Raw genomic sequence first — 17,880 nt, forward strand, 5'->3', positions numbered from 1 at the left:
AATATTATTCAGCCACTAAGACCTTTACGCCTTTTATAATGTTCCATATGATCACAACGACCCATATGATTGCAAGGACAATCAGACTAATAATAAAAACAAAAGGGAATTGATTTTCGAAGTTGGCGAAATCAAAAACAAAAGCCACAACAGCCAAAGGCGTTAAAACGGCCGGCAGCACATGCGACAGCAATGATTTTTTTGCATGCCCTTTGGTAACTTCATCCCCCGATGCAAAATAAACAACCAACGGAAAAAGAAATCCTGCGAAAAAAATGCTGAAATAACACAGACTTGATAGAACTTTTCTCGATTCCATTTTCTCCACCACCCCTTATCCTTTATTTACGGATTGGTCCGGGAAAGGTTTCGAAATTTTGAAGTCGTTGCTTTTTATAAATCCGCCCGGTACGTTCGGTATTTATTTTCAAAAAACTTCTGCAGTCCGTCGGCAAATAGATTAAGAGAAAAAATGGTGATGGCGATGGCACCGATGACAGAAAACGGAATCCATTGATAGGTAAAAATGTCAGTGGTGATCGTCCTAAACATCGTCGGCCAGGCCAGGGATGTATTCACAACCTCATATGAACCACCCTCTAAGGTAACAAATTTATGCGTCACATAAATATGAACGACCCCAAGTTGCGCTATTAAAAATAGTACGCGCCCCATATCGTTGATAATTAAGATAATAATAGTTGGAATGACGACGGGCAGATAGTATTTTTGAAAAAGACTAAACGGCGAACCTCCGGCCGCGATGCCCGCTTCAATATACGGCCTCCGTTTTGTTTCCTTCATGTGCTGGAGAATGACGTCGGCTACCCTTCCTGTTTCGAGGATGGCGATGACAGTAATCATCCAGGGACCGCGATTTTCCGAAAAAAAGATAAATGGCAGCGTGACGAAAAAGGACACGAAAAAAATGGGTGGCATAAAGGAAAACAGCTGCTGCCAGCCGTGAAGCAGTTTTTCCAAGAGCCTTGAGTAAAACGCCCCGATAGCAAGCGGGATGGCCAAAATATAACGGATGATGACCACACTGACGACAATTGCCAATGTCTCTTTGGCCCCAAGAATAATCTGACTGAGGATGTCCACTCCATATTTATCAGTGCCAAGCGGAAATCCTTCACGCGGCGGAATTGGGGGCAGGATAAACTTACCCTCTTCCGTTTTCACCACTCCCGTTTGTTCCAAGTTTCGATCAACAAATGGCAGGTAGGGACCGGCAAACATTATAAATACCAGCAGCAGCAAAAACAGCGAACTGATCCATAGCTTCCAATTCTTCATGTCTATCGATTCCTTTCCAGTGGAGAAACCAGTCCCCTGGCAATTTCCGTCAGAATTTTCGCCACAAAAATAAAGCCAGTAAACAGGATGATGTACCCTGCGGCCGGGTACACCCCAACCTTGAATTGCTGGCCGTTTACAAAAGATGCTGGCGAGGTTACGGTTTCATAGAAAAAGTAAGCTGCTCCGCGATAGTTGGTTAAATATTCGACAATAAACAAGTTTGATAGTGTGTAAAGGGTAATGGTGTTGGTGTGGCTCAAGATTTTAAGGAAACTATTTTTTAAGACATGGCGGTATAGAACTTTAAGTGAGGAAGTTCCCTTGGAAAAAGCGGTTCGTATGTAGTCCATCCCCTGCTCGTCGCGGATGCTGAAAAAGGTGATGTTCGCGATGTAAAATAACGGATAAATGGCTAGAAAAATAATATCAAGAATCACGACGCTCAAGAATCCGCTGCCATACACTTTGATATGGGGCAGAATTCCGGCTTCATAAGCCTCCATGATGAGAAGCTGTAAGGCAATGATTAAAAATAAGTCGGGGACGGAGAGGAAGAATCTTGTCGTGCTGACCCCCAGCAGTTTTCCTTTTTTGTTCCTGATCCTATAATCGAATATCCCTTTAGCAATGCCCAGAAAAAAGCCGATGAGAAGCGCCGGAATCGTAATCAGCATGCTCTTTTTAAAGGTCCGCCAAATATTTTCTGTCAATGAAAAACCATTGTACACCGTGCCAAGACCTTTATTTTCCTTTATATAGTGAAAGAATTCTTTGAACTGGTCAACGTGAGCTTCAATGGTATAGGAGTATTTTGCACTGATAAACATCCCTCTTGGCCCGGTTTGATACTCCGTTGTGCGCGGCTGGAATAACAACGTTAAAAATAAGATAATGGTAATCATCCATAATAGAAATTGCTGAAGGATTCTGCGCAATATCATTGGGTAATCTCCTTTTTTTAGTCTATCTAACTATTATTTTACCAATTTATTGAAATTATTTCAATTTAAGGCAGTTTGTAGATAGGACTTTTGGGGTTATCCGTTTATCCGCTGGATTCCCGATTATATCCGCCACAACTTTGGGTATATCCGCAAAACCGAGCATCATATCCGCCAATTTCCTGCTTTTATCCGCCGAACGCCAATTCCGAGGCTAACAACACCCATTAAATAGTGATTTTCCAAACAAAAAAGAGCCGGTCCCTCTTCTTAAGAGGTTCCGGCTCTTCCTAGAACTTATCTATGCATTGATTGCACTTTTATCTTCAATTTCCTGTTTCATTCTTAAGCGGTCCCGCTCGAGGATCGGCTTTAAGTACTTACCTGTGTACGATCCCGGAACTTCAGCAACCTTTTCCGGCGTTCCCGTAGCCACAATCGTACCGCCTTTGTCGCCGCCCTCTGGTCCGAGGTCGATCAGGTAATCGGCGGTTTTGATAACATCCAGGTTATGCTCTATGACCAATACGGTGTCGCCGTTCTCGACTAACCGCTGCAGCACCACAAGCAAACGTGAAATGTCGTCTACATGGAGGCCGGTTGTCGGCTCGTCCAAGATATAGAACGAACGGCCATTGGAGCGGCGGTGCAGCTCGGAGGCAAGCTTGACGCGCTGTGCTTCCCCTCCCGACATCGTCGTTGCCGGCTGGCCAAGCGTCATGTAACCTAGTCCCACATCATAAATCGTCTGGAGCTTGCGGCTGATTTTTGGAATGTTTTCGAAAAATTTCACTGCGTCCTCAACGGTCATATCGAGAACTTCAGAAATATTTTTGCCTTTATATTTTACCTCGAGCGTTTCACGGTTGTAGCGTTTACCGTGACAAACCTCGCAAGGAACATACACATCAGGTAAAAAGTGCATTTCGATTTTAATAATCCCGTCACCGCGGCAGGCTTCACAGCGGCCGCCTTTTACGTTAAAGCTGAAGCGGCCCTTTTTGTATCCTCGGACTTTGGATTCGTTTGTGGCAGCATACACATCACGAATGTCATCAAACACGCCGGTGTAAGTTGCCGGATTGGAGCGCGGCGTCCGACCGATTGGTGACTGGTCGATATCAATGACCTTTTCTAAATGTTCTATACCATTAATACTCTTGTGTTGGCCTGGCTTCGTTTTTGCGCGATTAAGCTTCTGTGCCAGCGCCTTATGAAGGATTTCATTCACAAGCGTACTTTTTCCAGAACCGGAAACGCCCGTTATGGCAATAAACTGGCCTAATGGAATTTTCACGTTGACATTTTTTAAATTGTTTTCGGCCGCCCCTTTGATTTCGACGTAGCGGCCATCCGGCTTGCGGCGTTCAAGCGGAAGCGGAATAAACCTTTTCCCGGACAAATACTGGCCTGTCAGCGAGTTCGGGTCAGCCATCACCTCTGCCGGCGTCCCAGCGGAAACGACTTCACCTCCGTGCACCCCCGCACCCGGACCAATATCAATCAAGTAATCCGCCGCCATCATCGTATCCTCATCATGCTCAACGACAATCAGCGTGTTGCCGATATCACGCATATTTTGCAGCGTCCCAATTAACCGGTCATTGTCGCGCTGGTGAAGGCCGATAGATGGTTCATCCAGGATATAGAGCACGCCGGTCAGCCGGGAACCAATTTGCGTCGCTAAGCGGATCCGCTGAGCCTCTCCACCTGAAAGGGTTCCTGCCTGCCTGCTTAAATTCAGATAATCAAGGCCAACATTGATCAGGAAGCCTATGCGCTCGTCTATTTCTCGTAAAATCAATCTAGAAATCTGCTCTTCTTTTTCGGAAAGCTGAAGGCTCGAGAAAAATGCCTTCGCTTCATCAATTGCAAGTTCTGTTATTTGGGAGATATGACGCCCGTTGATTAAAACAGCCAGTGCTTCTTTCTTCAAACGGTAGCCTTTACAGGTCGGGCATGGCTGATGGCCCATGTATTTTTCCATTTGCTCGCGGATGAAATCAGAGCTTGTCTCCTTGTAGCGGCGCTCGACATTGCTAATGACACCTTCAAATTGGATATAGCCCTCGCGGAGCTGCCCAAAATCGTTCTCGTAGCGGAAGTAAATTTTTTCCGAACCTGAGCCATAGAGAATTTTTTCAAGCTGGTGTTCCGGAAGGTCCTTTACAGGAATATCCATTTCAATACCATAATGATTGCAGACTGCTTCCAGCAGCTGCGGGTAATATTGTGAGCTTGTTGGTTCCCATGGAGCAATGGCATGCTGCTTCAAGGTCAAATCTTTATTTGGAATCACCAAATCGAGATCAACCTCAAGCTTTGAGCCCAAGCCATCACATTGCGGGCAAGCTCCGAACGGACTGTTAAATGAGAACATCCGCGGTTCCAGTTCCCCAATCGAAAAACCGCATTGAGGGCATGAGTGGTTTTCACTGAACAGAAGCTCTTCCTCGCCAATGACATCAACGATTACCTTTCCTTCGCCAAGACCCAAGGCGGTTTCAATGGAGTCGGCGGCACGAGCGGCAATACCTTCTTTAATGACAATCCGGTCAACAACCACTTCAATCGAATGCTTTTTATTTTTATCAAGCTCAATTTCATCGCTCAGGTCGAGCATTTCCCCGTCAACTCGGACACGGACAAAGCCTTGCTTCTTAATGTCTTCAAATACCTTAACATGCTGTCCTTTACGCCCTGAAATCACTGGAGCGAGGATTTGCATTTTCGTCCGTTCTGGATATTCGAGAACACGGTCGACCATCTGCTCAATGGTTTGTGAGGAGATTTCAATATGGTGAATCGGACAGGTTGGATGTCCGACTCTAGCAAATAACAATCTTAAATAATCGTAGATTTCGGTCACCGTTCCGACCGTTGAGCGCGGATTCCGGCTAGTTGTTTTTTGATCGATTGAAATTGCCGGAGACAAGCCTTCAATCATGTCCACATCGGGCTTATCCATTTGTCCGAGAAACTGCCTAGCGTAGGCCGAGAGTGATTCCACATAGCGGCGCTGACCTTCTGCATAAATCGTATCAAAAGCGAGCGAGGACTTTCCTGACCCGGAAAGTCCTGTCAATACAACAAGCTTATCTCTCGGAATGGTGACATCGACATTTTTTAAATTGTGGGTTCTGGCACCTTTCACAATTAATTTTTCCATTGCCATGCATTACGTCATCCTTCCGTTTATAAAAGCGGTGTTTTGTTACCCTTCCGCCTTTAATTCCAAAATTAAATCACGAAGCTCTGCGGCACGCTCAAAATCAAGCGCTTTGGCGGCAGCCTTCATTTCTTTTTCCATATCGCCAATCAGTTTGTCTCGTTCCTTCTTCGTCATCTTGCCAAATGCTGCAGTCGGTTTGTAATCTTCCTGTTCTTCTGCCGCATGGGTAGCGCGGATGACATCACGTATATCCTTCTGAATAGTCATAGGCGTAATGCCATGCTTTTCATTGTACTCCTCTTGTATAGCACGGCGGCGCTTCGTCTCGCTGATGGCCAATTCCATTGAATTGGTCATTCGGTCCGCATACATGATGACATGACCGTTTGCATTCCGGGCCGCCCGGCCGATCGTCTGAATCAAGGAACGTTCCGAACGGAGGAAGCCTTCCTTGTCGGCATCAAGAATGGTAACCAAAGAAACTTCCGGAATATCGAGACCTTCCCGGAGCAGGTTGATTCCGACTAGAACATCGTATTTGCCAAGACGAAGCTCACGGATAATTTCAATCCGCTCAAGCGTTTTGATCTCCGAGTGCAAATACTGGACCTTGATACCAATTTCCTTCAGATAATCCGTTAAGTCTTCGGACATTTTTTTCGTTAAAGTCGTGACCAAGACGCGTTCGTTTCGTTTAACGCGATCCTGAATTTCGCTAATCAGGTCATCAATTTGCCCTTGGATTGGACGGACATCGATAGTTGGATCTAGTAGTCCAGTTGGGCGAATGATTTGCTCTATCATTTCTGGTGTATGCTCTTGCTCATAAGGTCCCGGTGTCGCTGAAACGAAGACGATGTTGTGGATATGCTTTTCAAACTCGTCAAACGTGAGCGGCCGGTTATCCAACGCAGATGGAAGGCGGAAACCATGTTCAACCAGAACTTCCTTCCGTGCCTTGTCGCCATTGAACATTCCCCTGATTTGCGGCAGGGTTACGTGCGACTCGTCAATTACAATAAGGAAGTCTTCTGGAAAATAATCTAATAATGTATATGGTGTCGAGCCTGCCGGTCTGAGGGTCAGATGGCGCGAGTAGTTCTCAATTCCGGAACAAAAGCCCATTTCGCGCATCATTTCAAGGTCATAGCGGGTGCGCTGTTCCAGCCGCTGTGCCTCTAGAAGCTTATTGTTTTCACGCATTATGGCAAGCCGTTCTTCAAGCTCTTTTTCAATATTCTCGATGGCTATTCGCATCTTCTCTTCCCTGGTAACGAAGTGGGATGCCGGGAAAATTGCCACATGATCGCGTTCACCGATGATTTCACCGGTCAGGGCGTCAACCTCGCGGATCCTGTCAATTTCATCCCCGAAAAATTCAACCCGCATACAGTGTTCATCGCGGGAAACCGGGAATATCTCGACCACATCGCCACGTACACGGAACGTCCCGCGCTTAAAATCGATATCATTTCGTTCATATTGGATATCAACCAGACGATGAAGCAGCTGATTGCGCTCAATTTCCATGCCAGTGCGGAGGGAAACCACCATCTCCCGGTATTCCTCCGGCGAACCGAGGCCGTAAATACAGGATACGCTGGCGATGATGATGACGTCCTTGCGTTCGAACAAAGAAGAAGTCGCGGAGTGCCGCAGTTTATCAATCTCATCATTGATGCTGGCATCTTTTTCAATAAATGTATCGGTCTGCGGAACATAGGCTTCTGGTTGATAGTAATCGTAATAGCTGACGAAATACTCTACAGCGTTATTTGGAAAAAAATCCTTAAACTCGCTGTAGAGCTGGCCGGCTAATGTTTTATTGTGGGCGATGACAAGGGTTGGTTTATTAATTTCCTTTATCACGTTTGAAATGGTAAAAGTCTTCCCCGTACCTGTTGCACCAAGAAGCGTCTGGTACTTCTTATTGTTTCGGATGCCTTCGACTAGTTCTTTAATGGCACCCGGCTGGTCGCCTTGTGGGGAATACTTTGAAACTAACTCAAATTGGTCCTTCACACGGTTTCCCTCCCTTTTTAGAAAACTACCGTTCACACTTTCTTGAGGAAGCTAGAAAGTGTATCCTCCTAAATTGCATATTAACATTTTAACACATTTACCCAAAATCAAACCAATAATATGCGAACTAATATTCGTTTTTTATCTATTTCCTTCTTTCCTTTGTAAAATACTCTTTCTGGTAAAAATAAGAGGTCTATTTTTACCGATGCCCCCTCTTTTACCCTTCCCCGTGCAAAAAGAGCCTCATTTAAACTAAAAAAAAGCCTGCCAATTAAGGCAGACTATTATCCATCAATTTTTCTAACGGTTTTGGGCTTCATTTTCGCGGCGAGCCAGAAACCGGCGGTCAGCGAAAAGGCATCAATGACAATCAAGACAAATGTATTGGTATACCCCTTGTATACAGATGCTGCAATAAGCGCCACCGTCAGGACAAGGCCAATCACCCGATTGTATGTAACCCTTGTAAAAAATAACACTAATAAACCTGGCATGATAAGCGCCGATAAATGGCGAATAACCTCTACCAATGGGATCCCCCACCTCTTCATTCTGTTAATTCATTTTAAAAATTCATAAAGAAAATTGCAACAAAAATAGTCTCGAAGCGGGGCACCCTGAAGTGCTTCTTATTTTTCCAGTACAAAACTGTTAGATTTAGAATTAGTAAAAATACTTACGACGACAAATCCGGCCAGGGAAATCAGGATTGGCAGCACCACCGTATGCACTCCGAGGGGATTAGGATAAAATCGGTCAAAGATAATGTACGAACTCATCCCCAAAATCATTGATGTGATCGCCCCATATTTATTCCCCTTGCTCCAATACAAACCTAAAATAACCGGCCAAATAAACACGGACTCCAAGCCGCCAAACGAAAATAGATTGAGCCAAATGATTAAATCAGGCGGACTCAACGCGAGCAAAATGACCAGGACACCAATAATCGCCGTTACGCTGAAACTTACCTTTTTAATTTGCTGGTCGCTGGCGGTCGGTTTAATATAATTTAGATAAACATCCTTCACCAATGCCGAGCTGACCAAAATCAACAGGGCGTCAACCGTTGACATGATGGCCGCCATAGGAGCCGCTAGCACGATACCCGCAACAAAAGGCGGGAGCACTTTCATAGAAAGCAGCGGCATAACGGTATCGCCGATTTTAACACCTGGGAGCACTGGTCTTGCGAAAACGCCAATGAGGTGCATGCCTAGCATGATAAAGCCGACCACAACTGTTCCAATGATAATGGCATTATGCATTGCCTTTGAGTTTTTATAGGACATGGCCCGAACCGCAATCTGCGGCAGGCCGACGACGCCGATCCCAACTAAAATCCAAAACGAGGAAACATACGCTGGAGTTAAAGTGCGTTCCGCACCAAATGGGCTGATTAAGTTAGGATTTTCTGCCGCCAAATCGGAGATGATCCTTGGGATTCCCCCGCCTGCCTTAATGGTAGCAATAAGAAGAATTAAAGTCCCCATGAACATGACGACACCTTGAATCGTATCTGTCAGAGCAACAGCCCGGAAACCGCCCACAATAACAAAGACAAGGACTGAGAAAGCAAAGATTAATAAAGCGACCGTATACGGCAGTCCCGTTAACGACTCCACCAACCTAGCCCCGCCAATCCATTGAGCCGTCATCGATGAGAATAGAAAAATGATAATACTTGCCGCTGATAATAGAACGACCGTCTTGCTATGATAACGATTTTTCAAAAAATCAATCAGAGTAATGGCTTTGTACTGGCGAGAGATAATGGCAAATTTCTTTCCCAAGACCATTAAGGTAAAATAACCGGTCGCCAACTGGGCCATCGCCAGCAGCACCCAGCCCAGACCTTGTGTATAGGCAACACCCGGTCCGCCGATAAAGCTTGAAGCGCTGCCATAGGTGGCGACCATCGTCATTGCGAGAATGAAGCCGCCCATTTGACGTTCGCCTAAAAAATATTCCTCCAAAAACGAGTTGGATTTGAGGACAAATTTATTCGACCAGAAGCCGACAGCAAAAATGATGAATAAAAAAATAATTAATGGCGTAATGACTGCCCAGTTCACTCGGCATTCCTCTCTTCCTCTTCAAACGGTACATCTTTAAATAGAAATTTCACGGTCAGGCTGACAAGAATGATCATTACGATAAATCCGGCGATGCAGCTATAGAAAAACCAGGCCGGCAAGCCGAATATGTATGAGTAATCTTCTACCTTTTTGGACCCCAAACCGTAAGCAAACCCGTACCACCATACAAAATTGATTACAACCAGAACCACGCCGATTAACGCTTCCCGGTGGGCAATCTTAAACCGCTTGTCCAGTGGGTTATCTCTCTTCTTCACAAAACCCCTCCTAATCATCACTTTAAAGCATTGCCAAGCGGTGCCTGACCTCCAATGCTTTAAAGCGTTAATTCTTCCCTATGATACGGGATATAATTCCAATTTCCTATTTTAACGAATAATGAATATTTTACCAAACCTAATCACTTGAAAAAATAGGAGAAAATTCTCACTTTATGCCGAAGAATGCTTATCAAACAATGAAGCACGTTTCCGATTTTTAGGATAATTTATCTATTTTTGACATTTAATATTTTAAATATTTACAATTTTCTGTACCAATTTTATTATTAAAATAGATTCTATTTTCTTAGGGACACTAAGTTTTTTTAGTAACCCTGTAGGGGGAATGGTACATAGCGTAGTTTTTTTAGAAACAAATAGTGAAAGCGGTTACAAATATTGTCTAGGAGGGGCTTTATGAAAAGAAGAAAACTATTTTCTACAGCACTAGCGCTATCTTTAGGGCTGGGAATGCTGAACGTGGCCGCAGTACCTACCGGAAAAGCCGCAGGGCCGGCAGCAAAAGTATCGGCACAGGGGTCAACGGTTGACCTAGGGATTGCTAATGATGAGAGATTAATAGAAATGCTGAAGCGTCAAGGAAAAATTGCTAAAAATGCTAGCCCTGCAGAGGCGGAAAAGGCATTACAACAATATTTAAAAGCAAAAGGCAAAGCTTTCAAGACAAAAGACCAGCTGCCTGCCGGGCTAGGAACAGTTAAAGAAAGTGCCCAGCCAAAATCAAACGGACTTAAAAATGGAAATGGTAATAAATTAGGACAGGCAAACAAAAATACCGTAGACGCTGTCCAAAAAGAGAGTTACGACGAGAATGTCCGCCACGACAAGGTTCTTGTTCTGGCAATTGATTTCCCAGATTACGAGAAAAGCTCGATCACAAAAGATGAGACGGACATGTGGTATGAGGACTATACCCATGACCATTTCCAAGATATGATTTTCGGAGCAAATGGCTACGAAGGACCTAACGGCGAAAACCTCGTTTCCATGAAACAGTATTATGAACAACAATCCGGAGGCAGCTATACGGTTGATGGTACAGTAGCTGGGTGGTATACAGCGGATCATCCTGCAGCGTATTATGGCGGGAACTATCCAACTCCGGATGGAAGCGATGCCCGTCCAAGAACACTTGTCTATGAAGCATTAAAAAAAGCTGGAGCGGATCCAAATGTTGACCTTAGTGAATATGATGTATGGGATCGTGATGACTATGATGGTGACGGCGTTTTTAATGAACCAGACGGTATTATCGACCACCTTATGGTGATTCATGCTGGTGTCGGCGAAGAGGCCGGCGGCGGTAAATTAGGCGGAGATGCGATTTGGTCACACCGATGGAATCTCGGAAAGCTTACAGCTGTTCCTGGCGGAAAATCTAATAGTGATCGCTTTGGAGGCCTTTTAGGGGCTTATGATTACACCATCGAACCCGAAGACGGAGCAGCCGGAGTATTCTCTCACGAATTCGGTCATGACTTAGGTCTTCCTGATGAGTATGATACTCAATATACTGGTGCTGGTGAAGCGGTTGAATATTGGTCCATTATGTCAGCCGGCAGCTGGGCCGGAGATATTCCTGGAACTGAGCCACCGGGATTTAGTCCATACGCAAGAGAAATGCTGCAAAACCTGCATGGCGGGAACTGGTTAACTGGTACCACTCTTAATGCTGACAACATTACGAAGGCCGGCTCAACTGTCCTCCTTGATGAAGGAGTAACAAAGGGTACAAATAATGATGCTGTAAGAATTGATTTACCTGACAAGGTGAACGTCCTGAATACGCCAAAGGATGGAAAATTTGAGTATTTTGGCGGTAAAGGAGACGAAGCTGACCATAAAATGGAAATATCCGTTGATTTAACAAACGCTAGCAATGTCACCCTTGATTTCGACACTTGGTATAACATTGAAAAAGAATGGGATTACGCAATGGTCCAAGTATCTGAAGATGACGGAGTTACATGGAAATCGCTGTCAAGCTCCCGTACAAGCTCAGCACTTGACCCTAATGGATATCCAGCCATAAAAGACAACCTTCCTGGTTATACCGGTTCAAGTAATGGCTGGGTCCATGAATCAATTGATTTATCAGCATACAAAGGACAAAAAATTCAGCTGCAATTCCGTTATATGACAGACTGGGCTTCCAATTTAGATGGCTTCTTCGTGGATAATGTAAAAGTGACGGCTGATGGCAAAGAACTAGTATCTGACGGTGCTGAGGGCGACTCACAATTTGCATTAGACGGGTTTACGAAGCATGATGGCACATATACTACCACACACTATTATCTATTAGAGTGGAGAACACATAACGGTGTCGATGCCGGCTTATCTCACATCCGACGCGGTGCAAGCTTAATGAGTTATGACCCAGGCCTGGTTGTTTGGTATGTAGACGAATCCTATGATAACAACTGGACTGGCGTTCACCCTGGAGATGGCTTCCTTGGTGTAGTAGATGCTGACCAGCATGCATTGTCTTGGAGCGATAAAACTGTCAGCTCCTCTCGTTACCAATTACATGACGCTGCATTTGGCCTAAGCAAAACTGAAAAGATGTTCTTGAATTATCCATCACAATTTACGTTAACCGACAACTTCACTCAGCGGAATCCGCTTTTTGATGACAAGTCTGACTACAGCAACCCTGGCCTAGTTGATGCAGGCCGTAATGTTCCAAACTACGGATTAAAATTCCGTGTAGTTGGGGAAAGCTCCGACGGCACAGTTGGAAAAGTATTAATCTTTAAATAAGAAACCAAACAAGGGTATCCTGCACTTTATTCGTAGGAACCCTTGTCTTATTTTCTAAACCTTTTTATCAAAGTAACGACCATAAAAAATGAAAGTAACCCTAAGATGATTTTCCCTTGTAAACTCCAATCCAAAACCTGCTTCACGGAGTAAGCCTCTATTAATAAGGCGGGTATTTTTCCAAGCGTGCTGGCAATGGAAAAATTAACAATCCCTACCTTGCTTCCAGCGCTAACAAGCGTCACCATTCCAGAAGGGATGAACGGAAAAATCCTAAGTGCGATAATCAGAAAAAACGCTTCCATACCTTGCGTATTTTGCAATCTATCTAAAAATTTATTTTTTATCGCAATCTTGTTTTTTACCCTATTGATACCTTTTCTATATAAATAAAAACTAATAATGGCTCCAAAGGCCTCACCAAGAATCGAAATCAACAATCCGTGGCCAAATCCGAAGAAGCTGATGTTGGCTGCGGTTAGAAAGACGCTCGGAACAACCCCCAAGAAACTAATAATGATATTCAATAAGATACTTATCCATATTGCCAATGTGCCGCTATTTTCAAACCACGCTAGAATGTGCGCCTCCATCTGTTCCTCCGATTTTAAAGCTCCTTATAGTATTCTTTATTTTATAATTTACTGGCAAAAAAATATAGGGCGTCCCACAGGACACCCCAGTTCATTATTTTAATAAATTTTGGATGACAAGATTGGTCAGATTCGGCACCACTTCAAGGGAATAGGACATCTCCATTCTTTCAAGCTTTTTATGGGCATCTAGTCCATAAGGGCCAATATTGATGACCGGCACATTTAAGTCGCGTATGTCTTGGTACTCCACGTAATGCTTTGTTCCCCAGCCAGGATTATTATTGGAAACAGCCTCTATTCCTTCTTCGTCATCACTTAGAGCTACAAAGCTCATATCTGAGATATACGGGAAGAAATTCCGCGTTACGATTGGATGTGGGTAGGCTGGCTGAATCGATTCTACTGCCTGATTTAAAGCATCAATCAGGGCCTGTTCCTGTTCTGTCTTGCCGGACAGCTCAATTCTTGGTGAATATAGTGATGAATAGAACAGGATAATGGCAGGGTTTTTGTCCTTCATCCAGTTCCACGCCTCTTCTACGACCCTTGCCGCAAACATGCGGGTATCCAGTTCCTTATCCTCTAATAAACTCTCTTTAAATTGATTCATATGCGTAATAAAGGTATCACCGTGCTCCATAACCAACTGTTGTTCCATTTCTTCATATGTGAACACTCTTGGCTGCCAAGGATGTTTGAAATATGGTTCGCCGCTTAAGCTGCTAAACTGCTTATATCTTTCATCAAAAGCATTCAAGGCATTTTCAAATGCAATCCGACCCTGCTCTTTTAATTTTACCAGTACATCCTTTGGAGACCAGGAATGGATGAAGAAATTGTAATATACATAGGCAGACAACGCGGTCTGAACGGTATAAGACGGTTTCAGGTCTGTTTGTTTTAAAGAAACAGGGGGAACCGTGATTTCACCTAAGGCCTCATTGCAAAGCTCGGGATTGTAATCAATCTGCTTCGTCAGCTCCGCCGCGATAAAGTTAGGATCAAGCCCTTCAAAGCAAGAGCCAACATGCGTTTCTGCACCAGTAATAAAAAAGGATGGCAGAAGCTTGCCTACTGTCCCCATATAGATATAGCGATTTTCATCTCCTGCAAAGCGCGGGGAGACGAAATCGGAATTGATCGCCGCAGCATAGTCAAAACCATGCTCCTGCTTCCAGCTTTTCAGAACCTTTAAGGCAGATAAAACTCCGTGAGAGCTGTCCTCTTCATCACATTCTGCCAAAAAGACGATATTTCCATCAAGCTCTTCCGGATGCTCAGAATAGTATTTTAATAGATAGAGATGGCTAGCCACTCCGCTTTTCATATCAAGTACGCCTCTGCCAAACAGCCAGTCACCCGATTCTAAATGTTCTTTCGCTGAAGCCGGCAGTTCCTCCCTCTTTAACGCAGCCATTAGCTGATCCGGAAAACACGCATGTTCTTTTAGATGATTAAAATCATCAATTCCAACCGTGTCCATATGTCCCATCAAAATGACTGTACGGCGGCTATTCCCTTTTGTACCTTTGACAAATGCCAATACATTATATCTTTCATGTTCATCTTGTATGGTTTGAGACATCGTCATGTGAGAAGGATTTTTTGAAAAATAAGGAAAAGCAGATATAAATTTATATAAATATTGGGCAATTGTTTTTTCACCCTTTGTATTCACAATACTTTCGATATTCACGAGCTGATTCGTGAATGCCAATACATCCTCACGGCATTGCAGCATCATTCTGACCCCTTTTTTATAAGATTAGTATTGTAGAAAAATGTATACCAATTAACAAATTTTCGTCAAGTCTTTTCAAATGGGGAAATATTCTAGTGAATTTATACTTGATTATGTATAAATATTTACTTATACTAATTATTGCGAAAAGAATATTAATTCCTCATCTTTAAGCTTTTGAGATGAGGTAGAGGTCGCGGTTTATATAAGTATCCTATTGGAGATTCAGTGAAATCTATGAAAATAGGAAAAAGGATAAATCGCCGAAGCATCTGAAATCACTGTTTTCAGAGGGCTGGGGCTGCACTCGAAATGGGGCAGAACTGTCACAATTCCTTTAAGAATTGTGGAGAACTATCTAATTCAAAGCTTTTAATGAGGGTGTCAGGCACCGTCACATGGACGGTGCTTTTTATATTAAAAAGGGGGAAGCATCATGAGAAAACTTATGATATTAGTAGTTTCTGCATTACTGGTGATTTTAGCAGCATGCGGTTCGAAAGACACAGCTAAAACAAACCAGGCAAAGGGTGAAGATTTAGGTCTAATTAAAGAGGGTACACTGTCGTTTGCGATGAGCGGGCAATATCCGCCATTAAACTTTAAGAAAGACGACAAATTAACTGGTTTTGACGTAGAAATTGGAAATGAGATTGCCAAAAGAATTGGTGTAAAAGCAAATCCTGTGACTAATCAATGGGAAACGATCATCCAAGGTTTAAAAGCTAAAAAATACGATGCGATTATCGGAAGTATGACAGCAACACCTGAACGTGATAAGCAAGTAGACTTCACAAACCCATATTATTTATCCGGCGCCCAAATCTTTGTGGCTGAGAACAACAGTAATATTACTTCAAAAGATGATTTAAAGGGAAAAACAATCGGTGTAATCCAGGCTAGCACTTGGAAAGATATGGCCCTGGAACTATCCGATCAAGTAAAAGGATATCCATCTGATGTTAACGCTCTTCAGGACTTAGCAATTGGCCGTTTAGATGCCGTTATTACTGATAAAATCGTCGGTTTGAATGCGAAAAACGAAAAAGGTTTAAAAATTAAGCCGATTGGCAACCTGCTAAATGAGGACCGCGTTAGTGTTGCGGTTGCAGAAGGTAACAAAGAGCTTGCTGATAAAATCAACAAAGCCATTGACGATATGCAGAAGGATGGCACTTACGAAAAAATCAGCAAAAAATGGTTCAACGAAAACTTACTTAAAAAGTAAGCACACTCACATCTTTAAGACGCAAAATAGGAAAATTGGATAACGTAAGCTCCATGCTTGGGGCTTACGTTTTTTCAAAGGAGGTTGAAATGAAATCATGACTTTTTGGCATAATATTATCGGCATCCTCAGTGAGCATGGTGTTGCCTTCTTGAAAGCCTCATGGATGACGATTTCCATTACAATTATTTCTCTGCTATTTGCATTAATCATTGGAATCATCTTTGCCAGTTTTAAAATCTCTTCTATCAAATTTCTTAATTGGATTTCTGATATTTATATTGGGCTTATCCGCGGGACTCCGTTAATCGTTCAAATTATGTTCCTATATTATGGAATCGCGAATTTTCTAACCCTTGACAGCTTTACAGCCGGGGCGCTTGCGTTAAGCATTCATACCGGTGCGTATATAGCGGAAATTTTCAGGGGGGCTGTCCAATCGATTGACCGCGGGCAAATGGAAGCTGCAAGATCGCTAGGGATGTCCTACCCGCTTGCAATGCGCAGAATTATTTTTCCACAGGCCTTCAAACGAGCCATCCCGCCGCTGGGGAATCAGTTCATTATCAGCTTAAAAGATTCTTCCCTGGTTGCCTATATTTCTGTAACAGACTTATTTAACACTGCCCTTACCGTCCAAGGGGAAAACTATATGCCATTTGAAACCTACTTTGTTGTCGGACTTTATTATTTGATTATCGTGTTAATATTCACGTGGTTCACAAACCGATTGGAGAAAAGGTTGGATGTCAGTAGACCGAAGGAGGCAGCAGCCGCATGATTGAAATTAAAAATCTATCAAAATCCTTCGGGGAACTACAAGTTTTAAAAAATATTGATTTACACGTAAAAGAAAAAGAGGTTGTTGTCCTAATCGGTGCGAGTGGTTCAGGGAAAAGTACCCTTCTCCGCTGTTTAAACTTTTTAGAGACAGCCGAAGCCGGAGACATTATCATCGATACGGAAAAAATCAATCCCGCAAAAACCAATCTTAATAAGATAAGAGAAAAAGTGGGAATGGTATTTCAGCATTTCAACCTATTCCCGCACATGACAGTGCTGGAAAATATTATTGAGGCCCCTGTTCATGTAAAGAGTGTATCTAAAGATCAGGCCCGTTCTAAAGCAATGGACCTCCTGAAAAAAGTAGGCCTCCAGGATAAAGCCAACTTCTACCCAGACCAATTATCTGGCGGGCAAAAGCAGCGTGTGGCCATCGCCAGAGCATTGGCAATGGAGCCAAAAGCCATGCTATTCGACGAACCAACTTCGGCATTGGACCCTGAGCTTGTGGGCGAGGTACTTCAAGTAATGAAGGATTTAGCCCGTGAAGGAATGACAATGGTCATCGTGACACACGAAATGGGCTTTGCAAAAGAAGTAGCAAGCCGAATCGTTATGCTTGCCGACGGCAATATAATAGAAGAAGGACATCCAAGTGAAATCTTTTCCAATCCGAAGCACGAGCGGACACAAAGGTTTTTAAATCAGATTCTATAAGATTATCGTGGCGAAATAATTCATTTGTTTAAGAGAAAAAGGTACAGGCGCTCATGAAAGCCCTGTACCTTTTTCTCGTTGTGGTGACACAATAGGTGTTCCCCCTGCTTACGCCATCAATAGCCAGTTCTCGCCAGACTATTTTTTCTAAAATTAGTGAATCCAATAAGTTCAAAATCTCGTCATTATAATAGATAATTTTCCAATTATCTATCAAATCTCCCATATTTAT

14 protein-coding genes and 1 riboswitch are annotated in these 17,880 nt (G+C 43.5%); of the genes, 4 read left to right on the top strand and 10 right to left on the bottom strand.

Going from position 1 to position 17,880, the window contains the following annotated elements:
* Positions 1–4: 4 nt before the first annotated feature.
* From V5M37_RS24945 to V5M37_RS24980, 8 genes are all read right to left on the bottom strand, one after another.
* On the bottom strand, positions 5–319 hold the full coding sequence (locus tag V5M37_RS24945; protein WP_423799587.1) for a DUF4870 domain-containing protein: 315 nt from the start codon (positions 317–319) through the stop codon (positions 5–7).
* A gap of 74 nt (positions 320–393) precedes the next feature.
* Positions 394–1,299: an ABC transporter permease subunit gene (locus tag V5M37_RS24950; protein ID WP_423799588.1), complete on the bottom strand. Its 906-nt coding sequence runs from the start codon at positions 1,297–1,299 to the stop codon at positions 394–396.
* A gap of 2 nt (positions 1,300–1,301) precedes the next feature.
* The gene (locus V5M37_RS24955) at positions 1,302–2,243 is read right to left on the bottom strand and encodes an ABC transporter permease subunit (RefSeq protein WP_423799589.1); all 942 of its coding nucleotides are present in this window, start codon (positions 2,241–2,243) and stop codon (positions 1,302–1,304) included.
* 301 nt (positions 2,244–2,544) lie between these two features.
* Complete coding sequence (uvrA, locus tag V5M37_RS24960; RefSeq protein WP_423799590.1) at positions 2,545–5,418, bottom strand: excinuclease ABC subunit UvrA; 2,874 nt, start codon at positions 5,416–5,418, stop codon at positions 2,545–2,547.
* A 39-nt stretch (positions 5,419–5,457) separates the two neighbouring features.
* The gene (uvrB, locus tag V5M37_RS24965) at positions 5,458–7,437 is read right to left on the bottom strand and encodes an excinuclease ABC subunit UvrB (RefSeq protein ID WP_423799591.1); all 1,980 of its coding nucleotides are present in this window, start codon (positions 7,435–7,437) and stop codon (positions 5,458–5,460) included.
* Positions 7,438–7,724: 287 nt separating this feature from the next.
* Positions 7,725–7,970 carry a CsbA family protein gene (locus V5M37_RS24970; protein ID WP_261363790.1) on the bottom strand — a complete coding sequence of 82 codons (246 nt, stop codon included), beginning with the start codon at positions 7,968–7,970 and terminating at the stop codon, positions 7,725–7,727.
* A gap of 99 nt (positions 7,971–8,069) precedes the next feature.
* Positions 8,070–9,515: a sodium/pantothenate symporter gene (panF, locus tag V5M37_RS24975; RefSeq protein ID WP_423799592.1), complete on the bottom strand. Its 1,446-nt coding sequence runs from the start codon at positions 9,513–9,515 to the stop codon at positions 8,070–8,072.
* Entirely contained in the window at positions 9,512–9,796 is a 285-nt protein-coding gene (locus V5M37_RS24980) for a YhdT family protein (protein ID WP_378583107.1), read from the bottom strand. Before V5M37_RS24980 ends, panF begins: the two co-directional genes overlap by 4 nt.
* A 420-nt stretch (positions 9,797–10,216) precedes the next feature.
* On the opposite strand from V5M37_RS24980, the gene V5M37_RS24985 reads away from it, so the two are divergent.
* A complete protein-coding gene (locus V5M37_RS24985; protein ID WP_423799593.1) occupies positions 10,217–12,583 on the top strand; it encodes an immune inhibitor A domain-containing protein in 2,367 nt (788 codons plus the stop codon).
* A 47-nt stretch (positions 12,584–12,630) separates the two neighbouring features.
* On the opposite strand, the gene V5M37_RS24990 is transcribed toward V5M37_RS24985, so the two are convergent.
* Positions 12,631–13,176 (bottom strand): TVP38/TMEM64 family protein, encoded by a 546-nt coding sequence (locus V5M37_RS24990; protein WP_423799594.1) that lies wholly within the window; start codon positions 13,174–13,176, stop codon positions 12,631–12,633.
* Positions 13,177–13,270: 94 nt separating this feature from the next.
* The gene (locus V5M37_RS24995) at positions 13,271–14,920 is read right to left on the bottom strand and encodes a M20/M25/M40 family metallo-hydrolase (protein ID WP_423799595.1); all 1,650 of its coding nucleotides are present in this window, start codon (positions 14,918–14,920) and stop codon (positions 13,271–13,273) included.
* Positions 14,921–15,100: 180 nt separating this feature from the next.
* Positions 15,101–15,285: riboswitch (Lysine riboswitch) on the top strand.
* A 68-nt stretch (positions 15,286–15,353) separates the two neighbouring features.
* Here V5M37_RS24995 and V5M37_RS25000 point away from each other — a divergent pair.
* The 3 genes from V5M37_RS25000 to V5M37_RS25010 all read left to right on the top strand — a co-directional run bounded on the left by V5M37_RS25000 (position 15,354) and on the right by V5M37_RS25010 (position 17,648).
* Entirely contained in the window at positions 15,354–16,148 is a 795-nt protein-coding gene (locus tag V5M37_RS25000; protein ID WP_423802683.1) for an ABC transporter substrate-binding protein, read from the top strand.
* Positions 16,149–16,245: 97 nt separating this feature from the next.
* Positions 16,246–16,929, top strand: a complete 684-nt coding sequence (locus V5M37_RS25005) for an amino acid ABC transporter permease (protein ID WP_423799596.1) — start codon at positions 16,246–16,248, stop codon at positions 16,927–16,929.
* Entirely contained in the window at positions 16,926–17,648 is a 723-nt protein-coding gene (locus tag V5M37_RS25010) for an amino acid ABC transporter ATP-binding protein (RefSeq protein WP_378583118.1), read from the top strand. The genes V5M37_RS25005 and V5M37_RS25010 overlap by 4 nt, the downstream gene beginning before the upstream one ends.
* Positions 17,649–17,880 lie beyond the last annotated feature (232 nt).

Source organism: Neobacillus sp. SAB-20_R2A (assembly GCF_049568635.1).
Taxonomy (GTDB): Bacteria; Bacillota; Bacilli; order Bacillales; family Cytobacillaceae; genus Neobacillus; species Neobacillus citreus.

What these genes read in the sequence shown, in the direction of transcription:
- V5M37_RS24945 (WP_423799587.1), bottom strand. Translation starts at nt 319, where the DNA reads ATGGAATCGAGAAAAGTTCTATCAAGTCTGTGTTATTTCAGCATTTTT.
- V5M37_RS24950 (WP_423799588.1), bottom strand. Translation starts at nt 1,299, where the DNA reads ATGAAGAATTGGAAGCTATGGATCAGTTCGCTGTTTTTGCTGCTGCTG.
- V5M37_RS24955 (WP_423799589.1), bottom strand. Translation starts at nt 2,243, where the DNA reads ATGATATTGCGCAGAATCCTTCAGCAATTTCTATTATGGATGATTACC.
- uvrA (WP_423799590.1), bottom strand. Translation starts at nt 5,418, where the DNA reads ATGGCAATGGAAAAATTAATTGTGAAAGGTGCCAGAACCCACAATTTA.
- V5M37_RS24985 (WP_423799593.1), top strand. Translation starts at nt 10,217, where the DNA reads ATGAAAAGAAGAAAACTATTTTCTACAGCACTAGCGCTATCTTTAGGG.
- V5M37_RS24990 (WP_423799594.1), bottom strand. Translation starts at nt 13,176, where the DNA reads ATGGAGGCGCACATTCTAGCGTGGTTTGAAAATAGCGGCACATTGGCA.
- V5M37_RS24995 (WP_423799595.1), bottom strand. Translation starts at nt 14,920, where the DNA reads ATGCTGCAATGCCGTGAGGATGTATTGGCATTCACGAATCAGCTCGTG.
- V5M37_RS25005 (WP_423799596.1), top strand. Translation starts at nt 16,246, where the DNA reads ATGACTTTTTGGCATAATATTATCGGCATCCTCAGTGAGCATGGTGTT.
- V5M37_RS25010 (WP_378583118.1), top strand. Translation starts at nt 16,926, where the DNA reads ATGATTGAAATTAAAAATCTATCAAAATCCTTCGGGGAACTACAAGTT.